Origin of the sequence: Methyloversatilis sp. (genome assembly GCF_051861465.1) — a bacterium.
Taxonomy (GTDB): domain Bacteria; phylum Pseudomonadota; class Gammaproteobacteria; order Burkholderiales; family Rhodocyclaceae; genus Methyloversatilis.
This window is the reverse complement of record NZ_JBHYCQ010000005.1, coordinates 20,373-44,233: the sequence shown is the minus strand read 5'-3', so window position 1 is coordinate 44,233 and position 23,861 is coordinate 20,373. Positions and strand designations below refer to the sequence as shown.

The following is a 23,861-nucleotide window of genomic DNA, read 5'->3' as shown; positions in this document are numbered from 1 at the left end:
GCACGTCCGCGGCAGGAAGCCGGTCAGCCCAGCCGCCCTGCCCTGCGCAGCGTTTCGACGATCTGCTCGACCTGCTCTTCGGCGACCCCATCGGGTACCGCCAGCACGCTGCCGGTTTCGTCCAGCGATGCCTGCGATGCACCGAAGGCGACCGTCAGTTGGATGTGATCGCCCGCCGCGATCACCGCGCCCAGACTGGGCGGCTGTGCCGATTCGGCATCGATGACGACGATCAGGCCGGCGTCGAGCAACAGCCCGGCGACGCGCAGCAGGTCGGCGGTGGCTGCAGGTACGGTCAGCGTATGGCGGCCGAGCGACATCAGCTTCTGCTCCAGCCGCGTCGCGTCGATGCCTTCGCCGGCCCACAGCAGCAGCGGCGACTGCTGCTTGAGCGCGGCCCGTGCGGCGCGGCCGGTGTCGAGCTGCGTCCAACCAAGATCACGCGGCTTGCTGCGCGCACCGTGCAAAAGGCCTGCGCCAACCGTGTTGTTGCTCAGGCGGTCGATCAGGATGAAGCTGCCGGTGTCACGCACCGCTTCATACGGGTCGAACGCGATCAGTCGATCGGTCACGAGCGCGACGCGGCCGATTTCATTCAGCGCCAGGGCTGCCGCTTCGCCGCGCTCCATCGTGTTCACATTGACGCGGTATTCGATCGCGTTGATCGTGGCGCCGACGGTGCGCGTGCCGCTCTTCATCAGATAGCTGCGACCGGTGGCGAGCGCTTCGTCGCTCATCCACACCAGCGTGGCGTCGAAGCTGTCGCCGGCGCCGGACGGTTGTGACGCGGTGACGATGACGTCGCCGCGGCTGCAGTCGATCTCGTCGGTCAGCGTCAGCGTGACCGACTGACCGGCCACTGCTTCCGGCAGATCGCCGCCCGACACGACGATGCGCTCGACCGTGCTGTCGCGGCCGGAAGGCTGCACGCGGATGCGGTCACCGGGGCGCACCCTGCCCGAAGCGATCAGGCCGGAGAAGCCGCGGAAGTCGAGATTGGGTCGATTGACCCACTGCACGGGCAGACGGAACGGGCCGCTCGTCTGGTCGTCATCGATCGGCACCGTTTCGAGATGCTCCATCAGCGTCGGGCCCGCATACCAGGGCGTGCGGTCGCTCTTGTCGGTGACGTTGTCTCCGCGCAGCGCCGACATCGGAATGCACAGGATGTCGTTCAGGCCGATCTGCGCCGCGAAAGCACGGTAGTCACGCTCGATGCGGTCATACACGTCCTGCGAGAAACCGACCAGATCCATCTTGTTGATCGCGACCACCACGCGCTTGATGCCGATCAGCGACACCAGGAAGCTGTGGCGGCGCGTCTGCGTCTGCACGCCGTGACGGGCATCGACCAGAATGATCGCCAGATCGGCCGTCGACGCACCGGTCACCATGTTTCGCGTGTATTGCTCATGGCCCGGCGTGTCGGCGACGATGAATTTGCGCCGGTCGGTCGAGAAGAAGCGATACGCCACGTCGATCGTGATGCCCTGTTCGCGCTCGGCCGAAAGACCATCGACGAGCAGCGCGAAGTCGAGATCGCCGCCCTGCGTGCCGACCTTCTTCGAGTCGGCTTCCAGCGCGGCCAGCTGGTCTTCGAACAGCATCTTCGATTCGTACAGCAGGCGGCCGATCAGCGTGCTCTTGCCATCGTCCACGCTGCCGCAGGTGATGAAACGCAGCAGGCTCTTGTGCTCGTGCTGCTTGAGGTAGGCACCGATGTCTTCGGCGATCAGGTCGGAAACGTGTGCCATCAGAAATACCCTTCCTGCTTCTTCTTTTCCATCGAACCGGTCGAATCGTGGTCGATCACGCGGCCCTGCCGCTCCGAGGTCGTCGTCAGCAGCATTTCCTGGATGATGTCGGTCAGCGTGGCAGCGGTCGATTCGACCGCGCCGGTCAGCGGGTAGCAGCCCAGCGTCCGGAAGCGCACGCTCTTCATCTGCGGCACCTCGCCCGGGCGCAGCGGCATGCGGTCGTCGTCGACCATGATCAGCGTGCCGTCGCGCTCGACCACCGGGCGTTCGGCAGCGAAATACAGCGGCACGATGGGAATGTTTTCCAGGTGGATGTATTGCCAGATGTCGAGTTCGGTCCAGTTCGAGATCGGGAACACGCGGATCGACTCGCCGGGGTGCTTGCGGGCGTTGTACAGCTTCCACAGTTCCGGGCGCTGGCTCTTCGGGTCCCAGCGGTGCTGCGCGGTGCGGAAGGAAAAGATGCGTTCCTTGGCGCGCGACTTTTCTTCGTCGCGCCGCGCGCCGCCGAAGGCGGCATCGAACTTGTACTTGTCGAGCGCCTGCTTCAGGCCTTCGGTCTTCCACAGGTCGGTGTGCAGCGCCGAACCATGATCGAACGGGTTGATGTTGCGCGACTTGGCATCAGGATTGATATGCACGAGCAGGTCCATGCCCAGCTTGCGTGCCATCGCATCGCGGAATTCGTACATCGCCTTGAATTTCCACGTGGTATCCACATGGAGAAGCGGAAACGGCGGCACTGACGGGTAGAAGGCCTTGGCGGCCAGGTGCAGCATGACCGCGCTGTCCTTGCCGACCGAGTAGAGCATGACCGGGTTTTCAGCCTCGGCCACCACCTCACGCATGATGTGGATGCTTTCGGCTTCCAGCCGTTGCAGGTGGGTCAATGTAGTCATCGTGATGAAAACCGGGAAGCAGGGTTGCGCGCCGACCCGACGATGCGGGCGGACACAGGAGGAGCGGGATTTTACAGCGCCTCGCGCTTCGTGGGTCAGCCGGGCGCGGCGAGCATCACGTCTTGATCAGCGCCGCCATCAACTTGACCGCGGTGTCCAGTTCGACGGCGGCCGTATCGATGACCAGGTCGGGCGATTCCGGCGGCTCGTAAGGCGCCGACACCCCCGTGAAATGCGCCAGTTCGCCGCTCCGCGCCCTGCCGTATAGGCCTTTCGGATCCCGTGATTCGCACACGACCAGTGGCGTGCTGACGAAAACCTCGCGGAAATCGCGCACGCCGATGATGCCGCGCGCCATGTTGCGGTCGGCAATGGTGGGGGAAATCAGCGCCGAAACGACGATCAGGCCGGCATCGTTCATCAGCCGCGCCACCTCGGCAACGCGCCGGATGTTCTCGCTGCGGTCGACCTCACTGAAGCCGAGATTGCGGTTCAGTCCATGCCTAACATTGTCGCCGTCGAGCACATAGCATGCGCGCCCCTGATCAATCAGATGGCGTTCCAGCGCGAAAGCCAGCGTCGACTTTCCGGCCGCGCTCAGCCCGGTCAGCCAGAGCGTCATCGCAGACTGGGAAAACATGTCTTCGCGTTCGCTCCGGCGGACCTGTCCGCCTTGCCACACCACATTCCTGTTGCTGTTCATCATGTGCTTCCCGTGCGCGAAGTATTTGCTGTTGAGGCGATGCGACGCATGCCATGCGGCCCGGCGTGCGGACCGGATCGATCACCGCTCCTTGCCGACTGCGGCACCGGGCTCGAAGCGCCGCGGTCGATAACCGAAATCCCTTGCCGCGTCAGTGTTGTCGGCGATCAGGTCGTCGCACATGCGGTCGACCATCTGCGGACGGATGAACCGGTATCGAGGGAGCCTGCTCGCCAATGCAACGATCACGGTGTACGCGAACCGTGGCACCGGCACGAGCACGGGACGTTTGCGCTCGGACTCGAATATCCGTCTGACCAGTTCGGGAAAGGCCAGTACCTCGCCGCCACCGAGATCGTAGGCCCGATTCAGGCTTCGCTCCGACGCCAGCGCAGCAACGCATGCGTTGGCGAGATCGCCGATGTGGACCGGCTGTCGCAAACCACGCGCGCCCCGCAGAAGCGGGAAAAAACCCGCCTGTCGGACGACCGCACGAATGAAGGCCACATTCAGATCGAGGTCCGCACCATAGATCATCGTCGGGCGAAACAGCGTCCATGCGATGCCGGCGCTTTGGCTGCGAGTGGCGAACAGATGCTCGGCCTGTGTCTGCTGCGCCACGAAATCTCGCTCGATGTCCGAGCTCGAGTCGACCTTCGAGAATCTGCCGGTCGAGCCGAAGGCAATGACCCTTCTGGCACCAAGCGCTTCCGCCATATCAAGCACACGGCCAATGACCGGGAGGGGTGCCAGCGAAATCACGGCATCGACCTTCGAAAGCGACGGTTCAAAGGTCCGATGAGCGTCATCGAACCGATGAACAGGCATGGGCGCCTCGGGAACGGCCCGACGTCCGATCAGGACCGCTTCGATGGCAGCCGCTTCGAGGCACGGCAGCAACGCCCGCCCGATCTGGCTCGCCGAGCCGACGATGGCGACACGCCGGATGGTTCCGGAACTCAAGATGACCTGTCTTCCGGAGGATGTTCAGCGGATCGGCCCTGCACGACGTCGATCAGCGCGACTTCCATCTGGGTGCGCATTCTCGACGCAGGGAAACGGCTCCTGACATACGCCAGGCCATCCCTGCCCATGCGGGCAGCGGCGCTCCCGTCGTCCAGGATTCCCGCAACGAGCCCGGCAAGGTGCTCATCATCATCCGGCTCGAAAATCAAGCCGGCGGCGGCATCTTCGACGATGCGCTGCGCCTCGCCACGCACGCCGCACAGCACCGGCTTTCCACACGCCATGTAATCGATCAGCTTGGTCGGGATGGCGCCGTCGAACAGCGGGATGTCGCGCAACGTGACGAGGCATGCATCCGCTGCACTGATGTACATCCGGGCATCATCCTTGGGCACGGGCGGCAGCATCACGACGTTGGCGAGCGCCAGCGAAGACACCTCCCTTTCGGTCGCCTGGCGCTTCATGCCGTCGCCGATCAGCACGAACAGAACATCATGCCTGTCACGCATGCGCTGCGCAGTCCTGAGAATCACCGGGATGTTGTTGGCCTCTCCCAGTGCGCCGAAATACAGCATGATGCGCCGGCCTTGCCAGCCATGCCTCTCGCGCACGAACGCCGCACCGGCCTCATCCGGATAGAGCCGGTCGACGTCAACGCCGCAGGTAACCAGTTCCACCTTGCGTTCCGGCCAGCCGCGCGCACAGATATCGTCCCGGATGCCTTCGGTCAACGCGATGATTCTGGACGACTGGTTGTACAGCAGCCGTTCCATCCACGACATCACCCCGATCAACTGCCTGTTCTTCAGGATGCCCATCTGAACTGCGGATGCGGGCCAGAGGTCCCTCACTTCAAGCACGAACGGAATGCCGCGGAGCTTGCAGACAAGCCAGGTCGAGAACATGGGAAAGATCGGCGGTGACGATGCGAGCACGACATCCGGCTTGTCGATCGACAGCAATCCTGCCGGGCAGGAAAGGGAGAACGACAGGAAGCTCATCAGACGTCCGAAGAAGCTGCGATGGAGCTCCGAATAGGTGAAGGTGCGCACGACGGTCACCTGGCCGTCGCGCTCCTTGCGCACCATCCTCCGATACCACGGAAGGGTCGGCGTATCGCGCTTCATGTATCCGGTCTCGCCGGAAATCACGGTCACCTCATGGCCGCGCTCAGCCAGATGCTGCGTCAGTTCGTAGATCAGGGAATGCCCCGGTGCGCCATGCCCCTGAAAGTACTGGTAAACAACGGCGACCTTCATTTGAGGGCCTCGTAGATGCTGACCAGCTTCTCTTCCTCTTCTTCCCAGCAGATGCGCGTTCTTGCACTTGCCACGTTCTGTTTCCATTCGACCTGACGCCCGGTGGGGGCGAAAAATTCGTCGATCAGGGCCGCGATATGCGCGGGACTGTCCATTCGCCCGACCAGTCCGATGTCATTGCCACGCACGATGCGCGTGATTTCGGGCAAATCACTCGACAGCACAGGCGTACCTGCCGCGATGAATTCGAACAGCTTGTTGGGCGTGCAGTAGTAGTTGTTCAGACAGGTCGCCTGGTAGGGAATGACGCCAGCATCCGCGGCGGCCGTCAGCGCCAGCAGTTCATGCTGTGCAACAGCCGGGTGGAAGCGCACCCGGGCACCCGAACCCGCGGACCGTGCCAGGGCGCTCAGCGTGTCACGCAGCGCGCCATCGCCCAGCAGGACCAGCACCACATCCTGGTTGCCGACCTGCGCCATCGCCTCGACCAGATGCTCGAGGTTGCGTCCGGCGGACAGCCCGCCCTGCAGCAGCAGCACCTTCCTGCCCGGCTCGAGCGCAAACACTTCGTGGAAGTAGCGGGAGCGGGGTGGCGCAGTCGACGTGCGTTCGGCGTTGTAGATCACGTGCACATCCGAAAGCCCGTAACGCTTTTCGATCTCGGCCGCGATCGAAGGGTTGACGGTGATCACCGCATGGCAGCCATGAATGTACCTGGACTCGATTTGCGACCAGCGCTGCCGCTCTGTCGCAGAAAACTCCTGTTCGCAATACAGCTCATGGCTGTCGTAGACGACGCGTGCGCCCGATCGCCCTGCCAGGTGGCTCGCGACCGGCAGCATGGGCAGATCGTGCGCAACGTACACATCGGCCGGATACGCTGACGCGGTATCCAGAAACAGCCGCATGTAGAACGATTCCTGATCCACCACGTAGCGCCAGGCGAGCCGTTTCATCAGGCGCATCAGACGGCCATTCATCGGCAGGTGCCGCCGTATCAGGCGATAAGCGTCCGCCACACGGTTCTCCCGCGACACCGCACCGGCCGTCGTACCCACGCGAACGACGCGGGGATCGTCGACGGCATCCGCATCCAGCGGCATGCCGATGATCGTCACGCGCCAGCCGGCCGCCTCCAGGGTGTCCGCTTCAAGAAGTATTCGTCTGTCAATCTGGCGGTCGGGCGTAAGCATCACGACGCCGGGCTGGATGGAATTCAATTTGCCTGACCGTCTCCGCGCGGATCATTGCGCAAGATGCGTGAATACCACTTCTCGATGTCATTCACCACTGCCGAAGCCGAAAACCGGGCCCGGAAATCCTGCCTGAGCTGTTCCGGCGGGTAGTTCATGGATTCATGACGCATGCGCTTCAGCGCGACCGCAAGCGCGTCGACATCGTCGATTGGCACCAGCAGGCCATTGCCGGCTCGCACGATGTCTTCCGGCCCGCCGCAGCGCGTGGCAATGAGCGGCTTGCCGCACGCCAGCGCTTCGATGAAGGCAACACCGAAGGTTTCGGCCCGGCTCGGCAGCACAAACGCGTCACAGTCACGATAGACCCCGGCCATGCTGCTTCGAGGCAGCAGACCGAGCCAGCGGACGCGATCCGCGATGTCCAGATCAGCCGCAAGCTGCTGCAGACGCGGACGTTCCGGTCCGTCGCCCACCAGGCGCAGCACCACGTCTGGCCCGCAAAGCGCAAGCGCGCGCAGCAGCACGTCGGTTCCCTTTTCGCGACTGGGGCCACCGACGCTCAGCAAGGAGAACGTGTCGCTCTGCGCGCGCGTTCCTGCAGCGTCGGCGCCATAGTCGTCCGGTAGAAAGTTGGGGATGACCTGTACATCGCTGGCCAGGCCAAGTCCGACGATACGGTCGGCCAGCGATCGACTGACCGCACTGTGGCCCTTGGCGCCTGCATACGTGCGTGCCACCAACCGCATCGGCTGCCCGTCCTGCCGACACAGCGTGGCGGGTGGAAACGGCCCCAGGTGCTCGGTCAGCGCCACCGGAATTCCGGATTCGCGGCCGAGTTCAATCGCCGCTGCCCCCGCGGGATAGACCGCGTGCGCGTGGATGAGCTGCGGTGTGCCCCCACGGCGAATGAAGTCAGTCAAGGCGGGCCGTACGTGCCTCGCCAGCGCCGCGGCATTCACCTCCCACCTTCGTTCCGCGCCAAACCCTGGCAGGAAAGGCGCACCCACCGTGTACTCGTGCAGGCCCGAGCCCGCAATCGTGTGCGCGAGTCGGGGGCGGCGCTGCGCGCCCAGGAGAAACTTCGGGAGTTGCCATGGACGCCACGGAATGCGCGAAGCGGCAAGATCGAACGCGCAGATGGCGACCGACCAGTCAGGCCGTGCCGCAGCCAGCAGATGTGCCTGCTCGAAGAAGAACGAACCGCTCGACGGAGCATCCTGCGTCGGGCACCAGGACGGGAGCACGAAGATGCGCACTATCGACAGCCCCTCATGGCCGCACCGGGCGCGGCAGATCGGCGATCCGCCACAGCCCGAGAATCTTGTCGCCCGCGCGGCCGCCCGCTTCGGTGCATTTCTCCACGATCATGCGTTCCGGCGGCGGAAAATTGAACGGCGGCAGGGTCAAGTTGAGCGGCCGCCAGCCCTCGTCATCGAGTTCCCGGTTCGGATCGCCTCGCGTGAAGGTGGTCATGAGCAGCCATTCGCACGGGCTGTCGCAGATCGTAGCGATCGCCGACAGGGCGTCTTCGAATGGAAGATGCACGAGGCAGTCGCGGCAAAAGACGACATCGCTCGGCGGCAGTGGCCCGGCAACAAGGTCGACCCGCACGAACGTGCGTCCGGTAGCGCCATACCGGCGCCGGTTGGCGTCGACCATGTCCTGCACGACATCGGCGCCGGTGTACTCGATGCCCGTCAGTGCGACCTCGCTCATCCAGTGGAAATCTCCGCAGGGGATATCCAGCAGACTCCGCGCGCCAAGTTCTTGCAGCAGCATCGGCAATTCGCGCCGGATGATACGCGTCTGAAATCGCGTCGAGCCTGCGCCTGAGCGGGACTCGTTGGCTCCGAATCCATTGTCGCGGTAGATGGACTGAAAATCGAGTCGTCCGTGCGCCACCGCATTCCGCGGCCGCGCCGCCCTGCGCAACGATGCCTTGACGCGTGCGGGCAGCCGCCGGAACGCAAGACGCATCGAAGGTCCGAACAATGCCCGCAGCGATGCCGGCTCGAACAGCCACCGGCATCCATCGTCGAATGCCCGGCGCAACACGTCCAGCGCGGCCATCGGCAGCCCGTCCGACAGACGCGCCGACATGGCCTCTCCCAGGCACGCAAGGCGGGCGATATGCCGCGCCCCCCCGGGCAGGTCGTCCAGCACCGCAGGCAGCACTCGAGCGTAGAGGCGTCGGAGTTCGCGCCGTGCCTGTCCGCCCGGCGAGGCGGCGTCAACCCGGAGCAGCGTGTCCGCCATGCCGACGAACGGCATGCGACGACTCAGTTGCAGGACGAAGCCGTGCAGCGCGGCCTGCGGCGCCGTCGTGTCCAGCGGCCCCCAATCGGCGAAAGCCCGTCTCGGGAACAGCGCACCGCAGAACTGCAGCGGGAGCCCGCAATAGAGGGCTCGAAACATGTCCGACGGGTCGACGCCGCGCAGAACGACTTCGGAATCCGCCCGACTGCCGCCCCCACGCAGCGCGTGATTGCAGAAAATCACCGCCTGCTGCAACTCGAACGCTTCCATGAAGCGGACCTGCCGTGACACCTTGTCTGGCGCATAGTGCGCGCCCGGCAAATGCAGGCTGATGTACTCACCGCGGCTGGCCGCAACGCCTGCATTGATTGCAGCCGCCCGATTGCCGGCCGTGACAGTCACACCCGGAGCGCCCTGCATCCGGTCATCCGTCGCGGCCACGATGACTTCGAGGTCAGTCCAGTCCTGCGACTTCGCATCCGCGATTCGGCCTGCAGCGGTCTGTTCATCGGCATCGAGCACCACGATGACCGATACAAGCGGCCGCATGTCACCCACGCCCCGTGAGGATGCGGACGACCCGACGGGACCATGTATAGATGACGGGGTTCTTTGCGATCGCGCGTTTGATCGCCTGCCCCGTGCCTGAATACAGCAGCGCCTCGTATCGCTTCATCAGTGCGCGGTGAAATGCGCCTGCGTTCCAGTGGAATCCGGCGAACGGATCCTTCACTGCATCCGTGTGACGGAGCGGCTGCGAGGTCGGGCGATGCGTACCCAGTGTCGGGAGCGGCGTCATGGATTCGTCCTCCGAAGCTCGCCAGCCGACCAGTTCGAAACAGGGCAGCCATCCCTGCGCCAGCGGCACCTTCGCGTCGATGTGCGCATCGATCTGACGGATGAAGGTCCTGAAATGGTATTTCCCGGACGCGATGATGTCGTTGTAGGCGCGTTCCGTCATGGCACCGAGCAACGCATCATCTGACACCGCGCGCAGCACGTCGCCAACGTTGCTGAAATCCTTCTTCAGCGGGATGTAGTGCTCCCACGGCTGGACGACGCCTGAATACCCGCCTTCGAAAAGCACCAGACCGGTTCTCATCGCGATGGCCTCGAAGATTCGGGGTGACACCTGATTCATCCGGATCTTTCCATCGAGTTCCTTGAGGAACAGCGCATGGACCGTCTCGAAGTCGGCATCGGGATGCGTTGCAACGTAGGCCTCGATCGCCGGCTTCACCGAACCATCGAAATCGAATACGTTCGAGCCGCTTTCGGTGCCAAGCACGGCACGGCAATTGCCGATGAACGCAGGCCAGGCGGCACCGTAGATCCGCGCCTCTTCGGTCACTTCGATGTTCGCTGCCACCCCGTACTGTTCGCAGAACGCCTTCATTCGCTCGCCGATCAGCACTTTCTCCTGCGTCAGTCGTCCGTATGCAAACGGAACGGGACGCCCGCGATAGCCGATCGAATACGCCCTTGCCTCCAGCGATTTCCCGGGCGGCAGGCTGCTCAGATCATCGGTCACATAGCCGGTCAGCGCGTGAATGAACTCGACGCCGTCGAACTCGGCTCCCTGGAAAACGTCGCGCCAATGGGCTTCCGGCACGCAGGTGACAATCGTCTGCACACCGAGTGCAATGACGGTTTGCCTGTGCCACAGAAAATAATCGTATTCATCCTGGAAAATGGCGATCTTGAGGCCATGAAACGCTGCGACCCGACGGGTGAAATCGCTCGTGACGGCAAGACACCGTGCCCAGAAACAGTAGTTGAAGATGATGCAGTCGAACTTGTCGAGCTCGAACTCTATCGGCCCCGAATCCATGTCGTAGTAATGGATTCGCTGCGCCGAACAGGCGCCGAAGGCATCGACGTAATCCCGGACTGCATTGGTGAAGGACGGTAAGCGGGAATAACAGAAAAGAACGTTTTTCCTCACCGGATCAATCCACGAACTGTCGGTGCCACAACTCGAGACTCAGCAGCGCCCACAGATTGCGGCCGTACGGACTTTGCGAGTCGAGCAAAGTATCGACGGACAGGCCGTTGCCCAGATAGGCGCGGGAACGGGCCTTCGGCGAGCCCAGAATGTCGCCGATCATGTCGCGCGCCGCGCCGCCGCGTCTGAGCCACAGGTTGAGCGGCACCGGAAAACCCATCTTGTCCTTGCGGTCGCGGATGGCCGCCGGCAGTCGCTCGCCGAACACCAGCTTGAGCAAACGCTTGAGCTCGCCATTCTGGAACTTGATGTTGGCTGGAATCGTCGCCGCGAATTCGACCAGAGGGTGATCCAGAAAAGGCACGCGCGCCTCGACACCATGGGCCATGCTCATGCGGTCCTCGACCTGCAGCAGAGCCGGGAGCAAGGTCTTGAAATCGAAGTGGGTCATGGAATCGAAATACGATTCCTTGCCTACATTGCTGCCCCAGAAGATGCTCTTGAATTCCTCGAACGTCGCCACCCGGTCGATCACATCCGGGGCAAGAATGCTGCCGAATGTATTGGCGCGATTCACCAGGCGCCAGTAGCGTTCATCGCGCTCGCCGAACAGTCCGCTGGCCCAGAACTCCCGCAGCATCGGCTTGTACTGGCGCAGCGTTTCCAGGTTCGGAATGATGGACTCATAGGTCACGACGAAACTGCCGTTGTTCAGCGAACCTTCGATGGCACCCTTGATGCACTGTTCGAAATAGGCGACCAGGTAACGCGCGTAGCCGCCGAATATCTCGTCACCGCCCTGCCCGCCCAGCACCACCTTGATGTGCTGCCCGACTTCCCGCGAAACCATGTACTGCGGAAACGAGCCGGGGCCGGCCGTCGGCTGGTCGAGGTGCCATATCACCTTGGCGATATGGTCGACGAAATCCTGTTCGCTGATGTCGACGACATGAAGCTGCATGTCGTGTTCGTCGGTCAGCGCACGGGCATAAGCCGATTCGTCGAAATCCGCACCTTCGGTAAAACGTCCGTTGAACGCCTTGAACGGGCCGGTCGACCGCTCGTCGCGCGCGATTGCAGCCAGCAGACTCGAATCGACACCGCCGCTGACGTAACTGCCGACCTCGACGTCGGCGCGCAGGTGTACCTTTACCGAATCGTTCAGATACTCGACAAGACGCTCCGAAAACCACTTTTCCGTGTGGTCATAATCAAGGTCGTAGTGAACTTCCCAGTACCTTACCGGCTTGAGCCGTTGCCCGGGCGACAGCGTCGCCGTGTGAGCCGCCGGCATCTGCCATACGCCATCCATCAGGCTCTTTTCGCCCAGGCAGAACTGGAACGTGAAGTAATCCGACAGGGCCGCTGCGCTGACCTGGCGCCGGTCGAGAAATGGCAGCAGTGCCTTGACTTCTGACGCGAAATACAGACCGGATGACGTTTGCGTCCAATAAAGCGGCTTGATGCCGAACCGGTCGCGCGCCAGAAACAGCTTCTGTTCAGTGTTGTCCCAGATCGCAATCGCAAACATGCCGCGCAGGCGTGTAACGAATTCGGGGCCCCAACGCTGGAAGGCGCGCAGCACCACTTCGGTATCGGAATTCGTACGAAAACCGGCGCCACCCAATTCCCGCTTCAGTTCGATGTAGTTGTAGATTTCACCGTTGTAGATGATGGTGTATCGACCATCGTCGCTATGCATCGGCTGCGCACCGGTTTCAATATCTATGATTGAAAGCCGAACATGACCGAGACCGACTTGCCCGTTTCCGGAAATCCACTTCCCGGTTCCGTCCGGCCCGCGATGCTTGATTCGCTCCAGACCGATATCAAGCTCACCGGAGGATTTCAACGATTCGCGCGGGCCGTTTGAAACAAAACCGAAGATTCCACACATATGAATTCACTTTCGTCCACGAAGCCACTTCACTGCGGGCCGCAAGACCCCCCGTGCAGGTTCCGGCAGCTTCCACCACGTGTACACTGAAAAACGCCTCAACAGATCGGTTGGCCCCGTAGAACCCGCAACAGTGCGAATGATCGTGTCCGGCGACGGTCGCGGCGGCGCGGCGCGGATCGGTGAAGTCGTGACCGCACCGAGTCCCGTTACCAGCCACCCGGCGTCCGGAAAAACAGGCGATGCAGCATCAACCAGTCGAAAGGACTCGGAAATTTCAGCATCGACGCGACCGACAAACGATGCGTAGGAATACTTTCCCGACTCGATGACATCCTTGTACGCCCTGTCGGCCATTGAATCAACATAATCTCCGTCCTTGAGAGACTCGATGACCTCGGACAGATTGCTGCCATCCTTCTTGAGCGGTATGAAATGAATGCCGGGCATGACAACATCCGAATAACGGCCTTCAAACAGCACAAGCACGGTTCTCGCTGCAATCGCTTCAAATACACGTGGCGAGATCTGATTCATTATGCCTTCGATCTCCTCCGGTTCGATGAAATTGGAATAGACCGTTGAATCTGGGACCTCCGGATGCTCTCTCCGGTAATCGGCAATACGCTTGACCAGCGATCCATCCCAGTCAAATACGTTGCTCCCGCTTTCGGAACCCAGCATGGCACGGCACGAAACCATGAATTCGTACCATCCTGAGCCGTAAATTCTCGACTCTTCCGTCCAGGCGATGTCATTGCGAACACCTGTCGCGTCGCAGAATGATTTGACAATCATTCCAATCTCCACTTTTTCAACCCCGAGACGACCATAGCGGATGGGGAGCGGACGACCACGATAGCCGACCATCAGACTGCGGCAGGAGGGCGCCGAAACAAGATCGGAAAACTTCAGTTCATCCGGAACGTAACCGGTGAGCGTATTGATGAATCGGGTTGCCCGGAATTCACTGGATGGATAGACCTTCTCGATACCCTCGTCTGGAACGACCGTGAAGACAAGTTGAATCCCTAACCCATTGATCCAGTACCAAGCCCGTTTCGTGTGATCATATTCATCCTGTATGAACAGGAATTTAAGGCCACGAAAATTCTGCAGTGCACGAATGGTAGACGGAGAGAACTGATCGTACGGCAACCTTATCGAAAAGTGGATTCCGACCGCATCAAACCTCGAAAGGTCAACTTCAAAGTCCGTATGGGTATCCTGATGACAATAAAATGACCGGTGTCGTGAATACTTTCCGAAGCTGGCGATGTGCTCATACACCGTATTGGTGTACGTCTGGCTCGAGTTGTACAGGTAAAGAACATTAAGCACGTCAACCATTGCCCAGGCTATGACTATTTGACAGCAACTGCATAGAGATCAAGGCCCATCAACCTGGGCCATCGTGTCTTCAACAGCGCAACCCGCGGCGAGGCCGTAAACGGCGGCTCCTGGTCAATATTCTCGTAATTGGCGCTGAAACCGGAAAATTCGGAACACAGCGAACGCAAAGATTTTTTTGAAATCCAGTCGGTATGCGGCGCCCCTGCGCCTCCCGCGCTTGCGTCATAGGCCGCTCTGTCTTTGTCCCTGCTGTGACCTACCACACCTCGATACCCGAAAAGCTCACGGCCGAAGTAGCTGACTGTTCCCTTCGGCGTCAATCGCCACCGACGATAGGAGTAGGCCGAATAGACCATGAAAATCAAACGGCCTTTCGGCCTCAGCATCTTGAAGCAACGCTGGATCGCAAGTGTGAGATCGCCCGTGTGGTGCAGACACCCTATTGCAACGATGGCGTCAAAAGACTGCTCTTCGAATACCGGGTCCAGAATGCTTCCCTGAACCGCCTTGCCGGGCAGAGAATTCTGAAGCAGTCGATGATTCACCATATGCACAGGGCCCGCTGCGATATCAAGGCCGGTGTATCTGCAGCCCGATTCAGCAAGACGTTGCGCAACCGTGCCATATCCGAGACCGACCTCGAGAACATCCATGCCCCGCAAGTCCTCGAACGGGATGTAATCAAACAGATACGGATAGAAATCAAAATACCAATCATCGAACTTCTTCAACGACTGGATACTCGAATCGACAATACCCAGAACCTTGGCAAGGTGCGACCCACACAGCTCGTTCCAGAACTCGCTGTTGCTCTTTGAGATTTCAGAATCAATCATGATACAAGCCCAGTTTTGGCAAATATTCTAGACAACCGGCGACGAAGCCGCGAAACTGCGCGTCCAGCAAGAACCAGATCGATCCGTTCGACGTAGAATTTCTTTGCCAGGTCTTTTCGATTCAACACTTCCTCATGCGCGCGATTCACCAGCGACTGAAGAAGCGGGGAATCGTGAAGCATCCGAACCACCTCCTGAGTGTTCGATCCGTCGCGCGCAAGCTCGATGTAATGTCTTCCCGGCTCCAAAATATCGCGATATCTGCCGGGATACAGGATAAGCGCTGTTTTGGCGGCAATTGCCTCGAACAGCTTCGGCGTCAGCGTCCGGTGCACTACGTTACCTTCATGCCGTTGGAGCAGAGCGTGCCATACCTGTTCGAAATCGGCATCCGGGAACTCGCGTACATAACGTTCGACCGATTGTGTTATCGAACCGTCGAAATCAAATATCGATGCGCCGCCCTCCACTCCGAGCGTTGCGCGTCCGCTCATCAGAAATAGTGGCCATGCCTCTCCGTATATCCGAACTTCCTCCTCGGAAGAGATATCGACCTCCAGGTCGTGTTTCTCGGCCACCCGCTTCATTTGCTCTCCGATCCGAAACTTTTCCTGTGCGAACCGCCCCAGAAAAGCGGGTAGGGTACGGCCACGGTAAACAATGTGCAGTGGGCGATTAGCAATAGGGGGTGGCGAAAACTCGAAAAAGTTTTTTGCGACATAACCAGGGAGGCAACTGAAGAACGAAGTTCCAATCAGCAATGGACTTTTGTAGACAGACCTTGCCGTGTCAGGCTCAAGCGACGAAAAAACCACGGATACACCGAATGCAGCCATACGGGTACTCATGGCATTGATGGATCGATGCTCATCCTGAATTATCTGCGCTTTTAGCCCATCATATTTTTCGATCAGTGCGCGCCACGCTTCAGGCAGAAAATAATCCCCGAGGATATAAATAGAATAATGAATCAAGACGACATCGAAGCGATCCAGCCAGTCTGCAGCCGGCGCTGGATCGTGTATGGGATTCATGACGGTATATCGATGATGCGAAAATTCGATGAATCCCTGAATATGGTCGATGACGACGTTTGCAACATGCCGGTCATCAGCGAGAAACAATATCTTGAGCTGCCGACGAAGGACCGCCCCCTCTCCTGCCACGTCGGAGAGATTGTGGAAGCGCTCGGCGGGTAACTTCGGCGCCTGCCGGAAAATTTCAGAAACCATCAGTCTGTCAACGCGATGGAGCGGCAAGAAAATCCTGCACCGCCTTCATGACCGCTGGCAGCATGAACTGGTAGTAAGCCTCATGTCCGTCCACACTGAGATGAAGTCGGTCCGGAAGAAGATAGCGATCCAGCGAGTCACCCGATTCCGAAATTCTCTGCAGGAAGTGCCTGTTCACGTCCTGGAAAGACACCTGCTCACCAAGTTCTTCGGCAAGTTCCGCGACTGCCTTGCAATAGCGTCGATTGCTGTCCTCGTAAGTCATCCCTACATTCGGCAGCAACTCGATGTCACGTGATGTCGGGTGGTTGTTGTTCAGGAGAATTCTGAATGCACCGAATCTTTGTCCTCGGCTTACGATTTCCCTCAGATTTTCCTTGTAGGCCCCCAGACTGACGCGTGGAAGCCCCCGATCACTCAACCAATAATTGCAGTCATTCAGACCGAACTGAACGATGAGGATATCTACCCCGCTTGACTGAACGCCATATGGCATGTCCTCAAGCGCCTGACGGGTGGTACGTCCATTCACGGATGCATTGGTAACCAGAAAGCTTATGTTCTTTTCACGCCCGAAATCATCGAGATGCTGGGCGATCCTCGTGACCCAGCCCCGGTAGATGGAGACCCCCTGCCCGACAAATATAGAATCACCGAAAAACGTGATTCGAACCGGACTTCCTGGTGCTTCACCGCGCATCGGTTCGCTCCCCGACGAATTCGACAATGCAGACGTTGCGCCCATTTTCGTACAACGATTTCTGAGTCGTAAAAAGAATCCCCGGCTCGTAGCCGACTATTTTCGAGGCATATTTTTCAAGCAACCCGGCAAGTTGCTCGTGATTCCATGCCAGCATGTAAAAGACCTCATCGCCATCGACCCGCTTGGTCTTGTAGTATCGAGGGTTGCGGTACCAGGTAAGCGAAAGCTTCAAGCTCGTACAGCGGGGAAGAAACTTTTCAAGAAAAACATCCAGCCGTTGATCGACATTAGGAAATATGTCGTTGGCAACGATCTTCTCATAGACTTCCGCATTTAAATCATGCCAGTCCCCGGCATGAATGAAACTGCGACCGACGGCAGTTTCGATGAGACGTGCAGTTTCGATCTGATCATGCGCGAGGACATCCACCAGATGGTAGCGATGACGCGCGGCCAGAATACGGGTGAACGCCGTCAGGCCGCCGCCGACGTCGAGGATGTCGCAGCAATCAGGACCTTCGAAGAATTCGCCATAGAGCTGTTCGAAGACAAAGCGCTTTGCTGCGCTGTCCCTGAGCCACCGCTGGCAGGTAAGGCCCTCATCGGTCGCCATCGAAAAGCGAGCCATTCGATGTAGCGTGATATCCGTGGCCAGATACTCTTCGACCGCTTCTTTGGTCACGAGCTGCATGGATCCCCCTGCTCGTGGCAATCGGTCCCGAATCTTCCGTAATTCATGGATACATAATTCGATATCGTGCCGGACTCTTCGGTACTCAACGCGCGAGCGCGACGGGTCGCGTCTCTCCGCTCCGGTACGTGGTCCAACGACTCGCGCTGGATGAAGAGTGCCAATCGCTCAAGTTCGCGCTGCGGATCGCAGACAAAGTCTTCGTACCACACATCGAGGTATCGACCGGCCGCATGGGACGCCAAGTCTGTCTCGACTGCCCTGTTGAATTCATATTGATTTTCGACAACCTGATGGGCCGGCGGCAACCTCCTGAGGGCTTCCACGTTGGCGGGTGTCGCCGAATTCCATGCCTTTGGATCGCCCTTCGTGAGGTACCTGGCCTCAAGGTCTGAACCCGCAGCTTCACGGATATCGCGCCGGATCCATATGAAGCGGGCACCGGGAAGCGCCGTCGCGAGATAGGCCACCCTGAAACAATTCCAGGCGTTCTTGATAACCAGTGGTGCGCCGTCGTACAAAGTCTCGCACGCCGCGAGGGTCCGGATGAAATGCGCCTCGCGCCCACCGACAATCCGCGACGACTTCGACTGCGATGGCTGTTCGCCTCCGAACCAGAAGGTCATCGGTCCGGACCCCTCCGAGGGCTGGAACAGCCCGTTCGTTTTTCCGTAGTGGCTGTGTTCGTCTATCCGGATCTTGACCCCGTGTTGCATCGAAAGCCCCAGAATGGGCGTGTGCGCATAAAATTCGTTGGTCAGATTGCTGATGTACGGCAAAGCGAAAACGCGAACCAGCGTCTGGTAGAAAAACGTACTTCCGGTTCGCGGCGCTGCAAGAATGAAGATCGGTCTGGGCACCGGGCAGCCCTCACCCAACTCCAGAAGGGCTTGCTCCAATCGGTTTTCCCGGCATTCGTTCATCAAATCAACGCTCGACAAGATCAGTAATCTTTCTAGCCACTACAACGATTTCCGCGGGACGCATCACGAGCCGCGCCAGGCGCGAATTCCACAATGTGGCGTCGGCCGGATGCTCCAGATACCTGTTCATCACCTTGAACAATCGATGGTAAATCGCCTTTCGCCTGTCTGTACTGTAGAGATAGGGCTGAGGCGTACCCGGGCTGTAGCCGTCGAGATGCATGGACTTGATGCGAAAACCGGCCTGCTCGAGATAGGTCTTCAGGATATCCTCGTTGAAACTTCGGAGATGACCGAACAGATGCCCGTATCCCGCATGCGGGGAGTAATTCAGCAGCGCTTCGCGATAGGGAACGCGGATCGCTGCAATTCCGTCCGCCTTCAAGGCACGATTCACGCAGAAAAGAAATGATCCCACATTGATCACGTGCTCCATGACATCAGTGCTCACCAGAACATCGAATTCGTTCCTGAACGGAAGAAATTCGGCATTCGCGAGAAATGGATCAACGCGACTATGCCCTACAAATCGGGACAGATAGGATCTGGAAACATCGACAGCAACTACTCTTTCAGGATTTTTCCGAAGCAATTCGTCGCACAGAAATCCTTGCCCGATGCCAAGATCACAGACAACCGCACCTGTAACATCGCCAACATACGACGCGACGTTCTTCGCCTGATTCTTCAGGAATCGTCTATCAATATTGCTGGCTTCAAGATTCTTTATCGCCAGCCGCTCGTAGTTCCCGACGTATTTCTCCGAAAGGTCGCTGCTTCGATCCTGATCGGTCAGGTAATTGCTCAGCCCGCCTTCGACGAGACGCTGCCAGCCACAGTCCCCGCAGCGGCCGCTATCCAAATCAAGCCGGCTACTCGAGCAGTTTGGACAGATAATCATTCAAATAAACCCGAATCGAAACGCCACTCTGCAGAATGGAAAAATTCACCTTGCAAGGTAGCCCAGGAGGACGGATTTTCAACCCTGAACTGAAAACTCCGACTCAAAAGGTCATATCGACCTGCATTATTCAGCAATTCGATCGCGTCGTATTGCAGAACAACCATTCCGACAGTGTATTCCCCCGGGCCGATCTGCAAAGGATTGAAAAGAATCTCGATGCGCCGGATGGCACCCGCCTCGAGTTCGAAATCATCTTTCGGACTTTTCACGCTCGTGACGGTCTGCCCCATGTGATTGCTGATATTCACGCTGTAGCGACAGGAATACTTCCCGGTACGGATCGCCTTCACGCTGATGAGCAGTTTCGCCGGCTGCAGTGACCGCAGCACATTGGTTTCACCCGACGCGTCGACGATCGTGAATCCGGAAAACTCGAGTTCGTCGGGCAGTGAACCTGCCCAGCGCGAAATTCCGCCCGGCGCAACGAAATTGAAACCTGCATCGTCCGCGGGTGCCGGCAGCGAGGGCACCGTTGCATGCGGGAGGAAGACCGGTTCCTGCAATGTGAATGTGGCTGATCGGTCAATGAGGCTCGCGCGGGACGGCGCCGTGACTGCGGCACCGGTCGGCGGACTTCCTGAAATTCCCTTTTCCGATAGATCCCCCTTCCGCGTCCCGGGAGCGTGGGACGCGGATGCGGCCGCCGCCTCGGTCGACGCCGTTGTGAGCTTTCCGATGGGACCGTGCAGATAAGCCTCATAGGCCTTCACAACCTCAAAGGCCGGACCTTGAAGGCGTATTCGCCCTTGATCCAGCCACAGTGCTTCGTCGCACAGTTCGAGCACCTGCTGCATCGAGTGGGACACAAGCAGCATCGTGCAGCCGGAATTCACCAGTTTCTCGACGCGCGATTTCGACTTCGCAACGAAATAGGCATCGCCTGCGCCCAGCACTTCATCAACGATCAGGATATCCGGCCGAATGGCTGTTGCCGCGGCAAACATCAGGCGCGCCTGCATGCCCAGAGAATAGGTCTTGAAGGGCTGATCGAGAAAATCCCCGAGTTCGCAGAACTCGATGATGCCATTCATGGCCTCACGATATTCTTCCCGCTCCAGTCCGTTGTACTGCAACGAAGCCTGGACATTCTCCCGGCCGGTGTATTCGGGGTGAAAGCCGAGCCCGATATTCATCAGTGCCTGCACGGTGCCGTTCACCTCGACCTCACCCTGGGTGGCAGCGAAATTGCCGCAGATGAGCTTGAGCAGCGTCGTCTTTCCGGCGCCATTGCGCCCGACGATGCCGATCCGGTGACCACGCGGGACTTCAAGGGAGATATCGCTGAGTGCAGCGAACTCGCGCGCAGGGGTTCGCGTCCGGAATCCGAAGCGCTTGAGGCCGAGCACATCGATCAATTGGTCGCTCTGGCTGCCGTGCAGCCGGTAGATCTTCGATACGCTGTGGAACCGGATGGCAAGCGGGTTAGGCATAGTCGAAAAACACGTGTTTGGCCCGCTGGAAGACCATGAAACCGGTGAAGAAACTGCCGAGCGACAGGAAGACGGCGCCCGCGGCGACCAACGGGTCAGGCCACGTGCCGTAGCAGATGAGTTGCTGGAAGCTCAGTACGAAGTAAGAGAGCGGGTTCATGTAAATGACTGGCTTCAGCGCTGCTGGCACCATTTCGGGCGTGTAGGCGAAGGGACTCAACACGAACAGCAGCATGACGACGAGCCCGAGCCCATGCTGAACGTCCCGGGCGACGAGGGACAGCAACGAGAACATCCAGCCAATGCCCATCGCGAACATCAGCAGCAAGACCCAGAAAACGGGTACGAGCAGGATGGCTTGCCAGCTCGTGCGACCCAGAACAAAGCCGGCGACCAGCGTGATCAGCAGGCCGATCAGACTGGTGGCCTGCGCTGCGATGGCGGCCCGGAGGGGGATGAGCTCGGCAGGAAAGACCGTGTTGAGAAGCAGATTCTTGTTCGCCGACAGTGAGGACGTTGCAGCGGTCAGCGCTTCGTTGAACGCCATCAGCGGAACCAGGCCGGAAAACACGAGGACGACATAGCCCAACTCGGTCAGGCCTGACGGGCGCACCTTGAAGATGAAGGTGTATAGACCGGCATAGATGCTCAACTGAAGCAATGGGAACAGCACGGCCCAGAGCGATCCGAACACCGATCCGATGTAGCGTTGGCGGATGTCGTGCATGACGCCTTCGAGTACGCGATGCCGGTAGCCGCTCAGCACGCGCAACGAACGGAAAACGCCGAGATGGGCGTTCATGGATGCCCGCCCTTCGACTGCGCTGCACGCCAGTGGATGAAATCACGCAGCCCGGAATCCAGGGGCACGGTGGCATGGAAGCCCAGGTCGGCCGCTGCCAGGCTCGTCGCCCCCACCCGGTTGCGCACGAACGGACGGCTGCTGGGCTCGAAGCGTGCCGCTGTCCCGCTGGGATGCAGCAGTCGGAGCCGCTCCGCCAGTTCGGCCACGGTCGTCTTGATGCCGGTACCGACGTTGTAGTGCCTGTTCGCTGACGATGCCTGCATGGCAAGTATGTTGGCGCGCGCGCAATCACTCACATCGACGAAGTCGTACGCCTGGGTGCCATCGCCGTGAATGACGGGCTGCGTACCTGCATCGAGGGCGTTGAGCATGCGCGTCACTACACCGACATAGTCTCCCCGGGCATCCTGACGCGCACCGTACACATTCATGTAGCGCAGACCGACATACTCGAAATCGCCGCCGTTCTGATGCTCGCGGTTGTACAGCGCGCGCAGCAGCATTTCGCCGCACGCCTTGCTCGCACCGTAAAGATCCTGGCAGTTGAAGGGGTGATCCTCCTCCATCGGTTCGGCGACTGCATCCCCGTACACCGACGCGGACGAGGAAAACACCAGCCGCCTAATGCCGCTGGCGATAGCCGTCTCGATGACGTTCATCGTGCCGGCGACGTTCACCTCGAATGCGGAGCGCGGATAGTCGTGGCACTGCAGCAGCCAGAGTGCTGCGAGATGGAAGGCGCCGTCCATGCCCTCCATCGCCTTGCCGAGCGTGTCCCGGTGCAGGATATCGCCGCCCGCCGCGAAGATTTCGCAGCGGGCGTCTCCCAATGCCTGCGACAAGTTGTCGCGCGTGCCCCGCGAGAAGTTGTCGTAAATGCGGACATGCGCCGCGCCAGCCGCAAGCAGTCCATCCACGACATGAGAGCCGATGAAACCGGCGCCACCGACGACGAGAAAACGGTGCCCTGCTATCTGCATCCCTATTTGCCCGCCTGCGACATCAACTTTTCGTGCTTCGCGATGTTGCGCCGGATCAGCTCCGTATTGGCGCGGGTCCAATCAACGGTGCGCCGGAGCCCTTCACTGATATCCACCTGGGCGCGGAAGCCCAGCACGCGCTCCGCTTTCTCCGTGGACGCAAAGCGCTTGCCGGAGCGGTCCCAATCGCGCGCGGGCCGCAGGTCGAGTGGGGTCGCGTTGCCCGTGTATTCGTTGATCAGCGTTGCCAGTTCGAGGATGGTCGTTTCACGACCGGTCGCCAGGTTGTATACCTCGCCTGCAGTACCGTTCAGCGCACAGGCCATCAGGCCGCGCGCCATGTCCTCCACGAATATGAAATCGCGACTGGCATTGCCGCCGTTGTCCAGCGGCAGCGCTTCGCCGTGGAGCGCACGCCAGACGAAGGTCGGCGTCACGTTGCGCCACACCGTGTGTACGGTACCTCTCCACTGCCCGGCACCCAGAATCTCGCGCGGCCCGTACACGTTCGAAAATCGCGCCTTCACGAACGGCAGGCGATGCTGCTGAAAGTAGTAGTTGCCATACAGCTCGCCAATGATCTTGGATATCGAGTAAGGGCTGTCGTGATACAGCGTGACCGGCTGGTCCTCGGTCGTGGCAGTCGGCGTATCGTAGGTTTTCTCGGCCACTGCACAGGCCGCAGCGGCGTACACGACCTTCTTCAGCTGCCCGAGTGCCTTCAGCCGTTCGAACAGCTTCAGCGACGTCAGCGTGTTGTTGTCGTGATCCGCAAGCGGATCGGCGATTGATGACTGATTGCCGTGATAGCACGCGAGGTGGAACGCGTAGTCGAGCTGTTCCGGAATGGCGGAAAGTATCCGGTCATCGGTAATCGAACCGAAAACGAAGCGCACCCTGTCATCGGCCGGAATGTTCGCCACATCGGATGACAGAAGATTGTCCACCACGATGATTTCACGCGGATCCTGCTTGAGTATCTGGTGCACCAGATTGCTGCCGACAAAGCCGGCCCCACCGACAACCAGCACCGTAGTGCCCGAAAAACTCTGTTCAGTCATTCTTC

21 protein-coding genes are annotated in these 23,861 nt (G+C 59.8%); all 21 read right to left on the bottom strand.

Annotation, left to right across the window (positions count from 1 at the left end; all coding sequences use genetic code 11):
• Positions 1 to 23 precede the first annotated feature (23 nt).
• Positions 24 to 1,754, bottom strand: coding sequence for a sulfate adenylyltransferase subunit CysN (gene cysN / locus ACTIFF_RS08335; protein ID WP_439536416.1), 1,731 nt, complete (start codon positions 1,752 to 1,754; stop codon positions 24 to 26).
• Complete coding sequence (gene cysD / locus ACTIFF_RS08330; protein WP_069039882.1) at positions 1,754 to 2,656, bottom strand: sulfate adenylyltransferase subunit CysD; 903 nt, start codon at positions 2,654 to 2,656, stop codon at positions 1,754 to 1,756. Before cysD ends, cysN begins: the two co-directional genes overlap by 1 nt.
• Before the next feature lie 115 nt (positions 2,657 to 2,771).
• Positions 2,772 to 3,359, bottom strand: coding sequence for an adenylyl-sulfate kinase (cysC, locus tag ACTIFF_RS08325; RefSeq protein WP_439536415.1), 588 nt, complete (start codon positions 3,357 to 3,359; stop codon positions 2,772 to 2,774).
• A gap of 81 nt (positions 3,360 to 3,440) precedes the next feature.
• The gene (locus ACTIFF_RS08320) at positions 3,441 to 4,322 is read right to left on the bottom strand and encodes an SDR family oxidoreductase (RefSeq protein WP_439536414.1); all 882 of its coding nucleotides are present in this window, start codon (positions 4,320 to 4,322) and stop codon (positions 3,441 to 3,443) included.
• The gene (locus ACTIFF_RS08315) at positions 4,319 to 5,584 is read right to left on the bottom strand and encodes a glycosyltransferase family 4 protein (protein WP_439536413.1); all 1,266 of its coding nucleotides are present in this window, start codon (positions 5,582 to 5,584) and stop codon (positions 4,319 to 4,321) included. The genes ACTIFF_RS08320 and ACTIFF_RS08315 overlap by 4 nt, the downstream gene beginning before the upstream one ends.
• The gene (locus tag ACTIFF_RS08310; RefSeq protein WP_439536412.1) at positions 5,581 to 6,777 is read right to left on the bottom strand and encodes a glycosyltransferase family 4 protein; all 1,197 of its coding nucleotides are present in this window, start codon (positions 6,775 to 6,777) and stop codon (positions 5,581 to 5,583) included. The genes ACTIFF_RS08315 and ACTIFF_RS08310 overlap by 4 nt, the downstream gene beginning before the upstream one ends.
• A gap of 23 nt (positions 6,778 to 6,800) precedes the next feature.
• Positions 6,801 to 8,036, bottom strand: coding sequence for a glycosyltransferase (locus ACTIFF_RS08305; RefSeq protein ID WP_439536411.1), 1,236 nt, complete (start codon positions 8,034 to 8,036; stop codon positions 6,801 to 6,803).
• Positions 8,037 to 8,049: 13 nt separating this feature from the next.
• On the bottom strand, positions 8,050 to 9,585 hold the full coding sequence (locus tag ACTIFF_RS08300) for a class I SAM-dependent methyltransferase (RefSeq protein WP_439536410.1): 1,536 nt from the start codon (positions 9,583 to 9,585) through the stop codon (positions 8,050 to 8,052).
• Between the two features lies 1 nt (position 9,586).
• Positions 9,587 to 10,867: a hypothetical protein gene (locus ACTIFF_RS08295; protein WP_439536409.1), complete on the bottom strand. Its 1,281-nt coding sequence runs from the start codon at positions 10,865 to 10,867 to the stop codon at positions 9,587 to 9,589.
• A 118-nt stretch (positions 10,868 to 10,985) separates the two neighbouring features.
• Positions 10,986 to 12,878, bottom strand: coding sequence for an asparagine synthase (glutamine-hydrolyzing) (gene asnB, locus ACTIFF_RS08290; protein ID WP_439536408.1), 1,893 nt, complete (start codon positions 12,876 to 12,878; stop codon positions 10,986 to 10,988).
• 6 nt (positions 12,879 to 12,884) lie between these two features.
• Complete coding sequence (locus tag ACTIFF_RS08285) at positions 12,885 to 14,219, bottom strand: hypothetical protein (RefSeq protein WP_439536407.1); 1,335 nt, start codon at positions 14,217 to 14,219, stop codon at positions 12,885 to 12,887.
• A gap of 23 nt (positions 14,220 to 14,242) precedes the next feature.
• Positions 14,243 to 15,067, bottom strand: a complete 825-nt coding sequence (locus ACTIFF_RS08280; protein WP_439536406.1) for a class I SAM-dependent methyltransferase — start codon at positions 15,065 to 15,067, stop codon at positions 14,243 to 14,245.
• Positions 15,064 to 16,299, bottom strand: a complete 1,236-nt coding sequence (locus tag ACTIFF_RS08275; RefSeq protein ID WP_439536405.1) for a hypothetical protein — start codon at positions 16,297 to 16,299, stop codon at positions 15,064 to 15,066. The genes ACTIFF_RS08280 and ACTIFF_RS08275 overlap by 4 nt, the downstream gene beginning before the upstream one ends.
• 7 nt (positions 16,300 to 16,306) lie before the next feature.
• On the bottom strand, positions 16,307 to 16,999 hold the full coding sequence (locus ACTIFF_RS08270) for an SGNH/GDSL hydrolase family protein (RefSeq protein ID WP_439536404.1): 693 nt from the start codon (positions 16,997 to 16,999) through the stop codon (positions 16,307 to 16,309).
• Entirely contained in the window at positions 16,989 to 17,693 is a 705-nt protein-coding gene (locus ACTIFF_RS08265) for a class I SAM-dependent methyltransferase (protein WP_439536403.1), read from the bottom strand. Before ACTIFF_RS08265 ends, ACTIFF_RS08270 begins: the two co-directional genes overlap by 11 nt.
• Positions 17,681 to 18,634 (bottom strand): sulfotransferase family protein, encoded by a 954-nt coding sequence (locus ACTIFF_RS08260; protein WP_439536402.1) that lies wholly within the window; start codon positions 18,632 to 18,634, stop codon positions 17,681 to 17,683. Before ACTIFF_RS08260 ends, ACTIFF_RS08265 begins: the two co-directional genes overlap by 13 nt.
• Positions 18,621 to 19,517: a class I SAM-dependent methyltransferase gene (locus ACTIFF_RS08255; protein ID WP_439536401.1), complete on the bottom strand. Its 897-nt coding sequence runs from the start codon at positions 19,515 to 19,517 to the stop codon at positions 18,621 to 18,623. Before ACTIFF_RS08255 ends, ACTIFF_RS08260 begins: the two co-directional genes overlap by 14 nt.
• A complete protein-coding gene (locus ACTIFF_RS08250; RefSeq protein ID WP_439536400.1) occupies positions 19,514 to 21,010 on the bottom strand; it encodes an ABC transporter ATP-binding protein in 1,497 nt (498 codons plus the stop codon). The genes ACTIFF_RS08255 and ACTIFF_RS08250 overlap by 4 nt, the downstream gene beginning before the upstream one ends.
• A complete protein-coding gene (locus ACTIFF_RS08245) occupies positions 21,003 to 21,812 on the bottom strand; it encodes an ABC transporter permease (protein WP_439536399.1) in 810 nt (269 codons plus the stop codon). The genes ACTIFF_RS08250 and ACTIFF_RS08245 overlap by 8 nt, the downstream gene beginning before the upstream one ends.
• Positions 21,809 to 22,876, bottom strand: a complete 1,068-nt coding sequence (locus ACTIFF_RS08240) for an NAD-dependent epimerase/dehydratase family protein (RefSeq protein ID WP_439536398.1) — start codon at positions 22,874 to 22,876, stop codon at positions 21,809 to 21,811. The genes ACTIFF_RS08245 and ACTIFF_RS08240 overlap by 4 nt, the downstream gene beginning before the upstream one ends.
• Positions 22,798 to 23,856 (bottom strand): NAD-dependent epimerase/dehydratase family protein, encoded by a 1,059-nt coding sequence (locus ACTIFF_RS08235; protein WP_439536397.1) that lies wholly within the window; start codon positions 23,854 to 23,856, stop codon positions 22,798 to 22,800. The genes ACTIFF_RS08240 and ACTIFF_RS08235 overlap by 79 nt, the downstream gene beginning before the upstream one ends.
• Between the last annotated feature and the right edge of the window lie 5 nt (positions 23,857 to 23,861).

What these genes read in the sequence shown, in the direction of transcription:
- ACTIFF_RS08275 (WP_439536405.1), bottom strand. Translation starts at nt 16,299, where the DNA reads ATGGTTTCTGAAATTTTCCGGCAGGCGCCGAAGTTACCCGCCGAGCGC.
- ACTIFF_RS08270 (WP_439536404.1), bottom strand. Translation starts at nt 16,999, where the DNA reads ATGCGCGGTGAAGCACCAGGAAGTCCGGTTCGAATCACGTTTTTCGGT.
- ACTIFF_RS08280 (WP_439536406.1), bottom strand. Translation starts at nt 15,067, where the DNA reads ATGATTGATTCTGAAATCTCAAAGAGCAACAGCGAGTTCTGGAACGAG.
- cysD (WP_069039882.1), bottom strand. Translation starts at nt 2,656, where the DNA reads ATGACTACATTGACCCACCTGCAACGGCTGGAAGCCGAAAGCATCCAC.
- ACTIFF_RS08255 (WP_439536401.1), bottom strand. Translation starts at nt 19,517, where the DNA reads ATGATTATCTGTCCAAACTGCTCGAGTAGCCGGCTTGATTTGGATAGC.
- ACTIFF_RS08315 (WP_439536413.1), bottom strand. Translation starts at nt 5,584, where the DNA reads ATGAAGGTCGCCGTTGTTTACCAGTACTTTCAGGGGCATGGCGCACCG.
- ACTIFF_RS08245 (WP_439536399.1), bottom strand. Translation starts at nt 21,812, where the DNA reads ATGAACGCCCATCTCGGCGTTTTCCGTTCGTTGCGCGTGCTGAGCGGC.
- ACTIFF_RS08310 (WP_439536412.1), bottom strand. Translation starts at nt 6,777, where the DNA reads ATGCTTACGCCCGACCGCCAGATTGACAGACGAATACTTCTTGAAGCG.
- ACTIFF_RS08295 (WP_439536409.1), bottom strand. Translation starts at nt 10,867, where the DNA reads ATGGATTCGGGGCCGATAGAGTTCGAGCTCGACAAGTTCGACTGCATC.
- ACTIFF_RS08265 (WP_439536403.1), bottom strand. Translation starts at nt 17,693, where the DNA reads ATGCAGCTCGTGACCAAAGAAGCGGTCGAAGAGTATCTGGCCACGGAT.
- ACTIFF_RS08250 (WP_439536400.1), bottom strand. Translation starts at nt 21,010, where the DNA reads ATGCCTAACCCGCTTGCCATCCGGTTCCACAGCGTATCGAAGATCTAC.
- cysN (WP_439536416.1), bottom strand. Translation starts at nt 1,754, where the DNA reads ATGGCACACGTTTCCGACCTGATCGCCGAAGACATCGGTGCCTACCTC.
- asnB (WP_439536408.1), bottom strand. Translation starts at nt 12,878, where the DNA reads ATGTGTGGAATCTTCGGTTTTGTTTCAAACGGCCCGCGCGAATCGTTG.
- ACTIFF_RS08300 (WP_439536410.1), bottom strand. Translation starts at nt 9,585, where the DNA reads ATGCGGCCGCTTGTATCGGTCATCGTGGTGCTCGATGCCGATGAACAG.
- cysC (WP_439536415.1), bottom strand. Translation starts at nt 3,359, where the DNA reads ATGAACAGCAACAGGAATGTGGTGTGGCAAGGCGGACAGGTCCGCCGG.
- ACTIFF_RS08235 (WP_439536397.1), bottom strand. Translation starts at nt 23,856, where the DNA reads ATGACTGAACAGAGTTTTTCGGGCACTACGGTGCTGGTTGTCGGTGGG.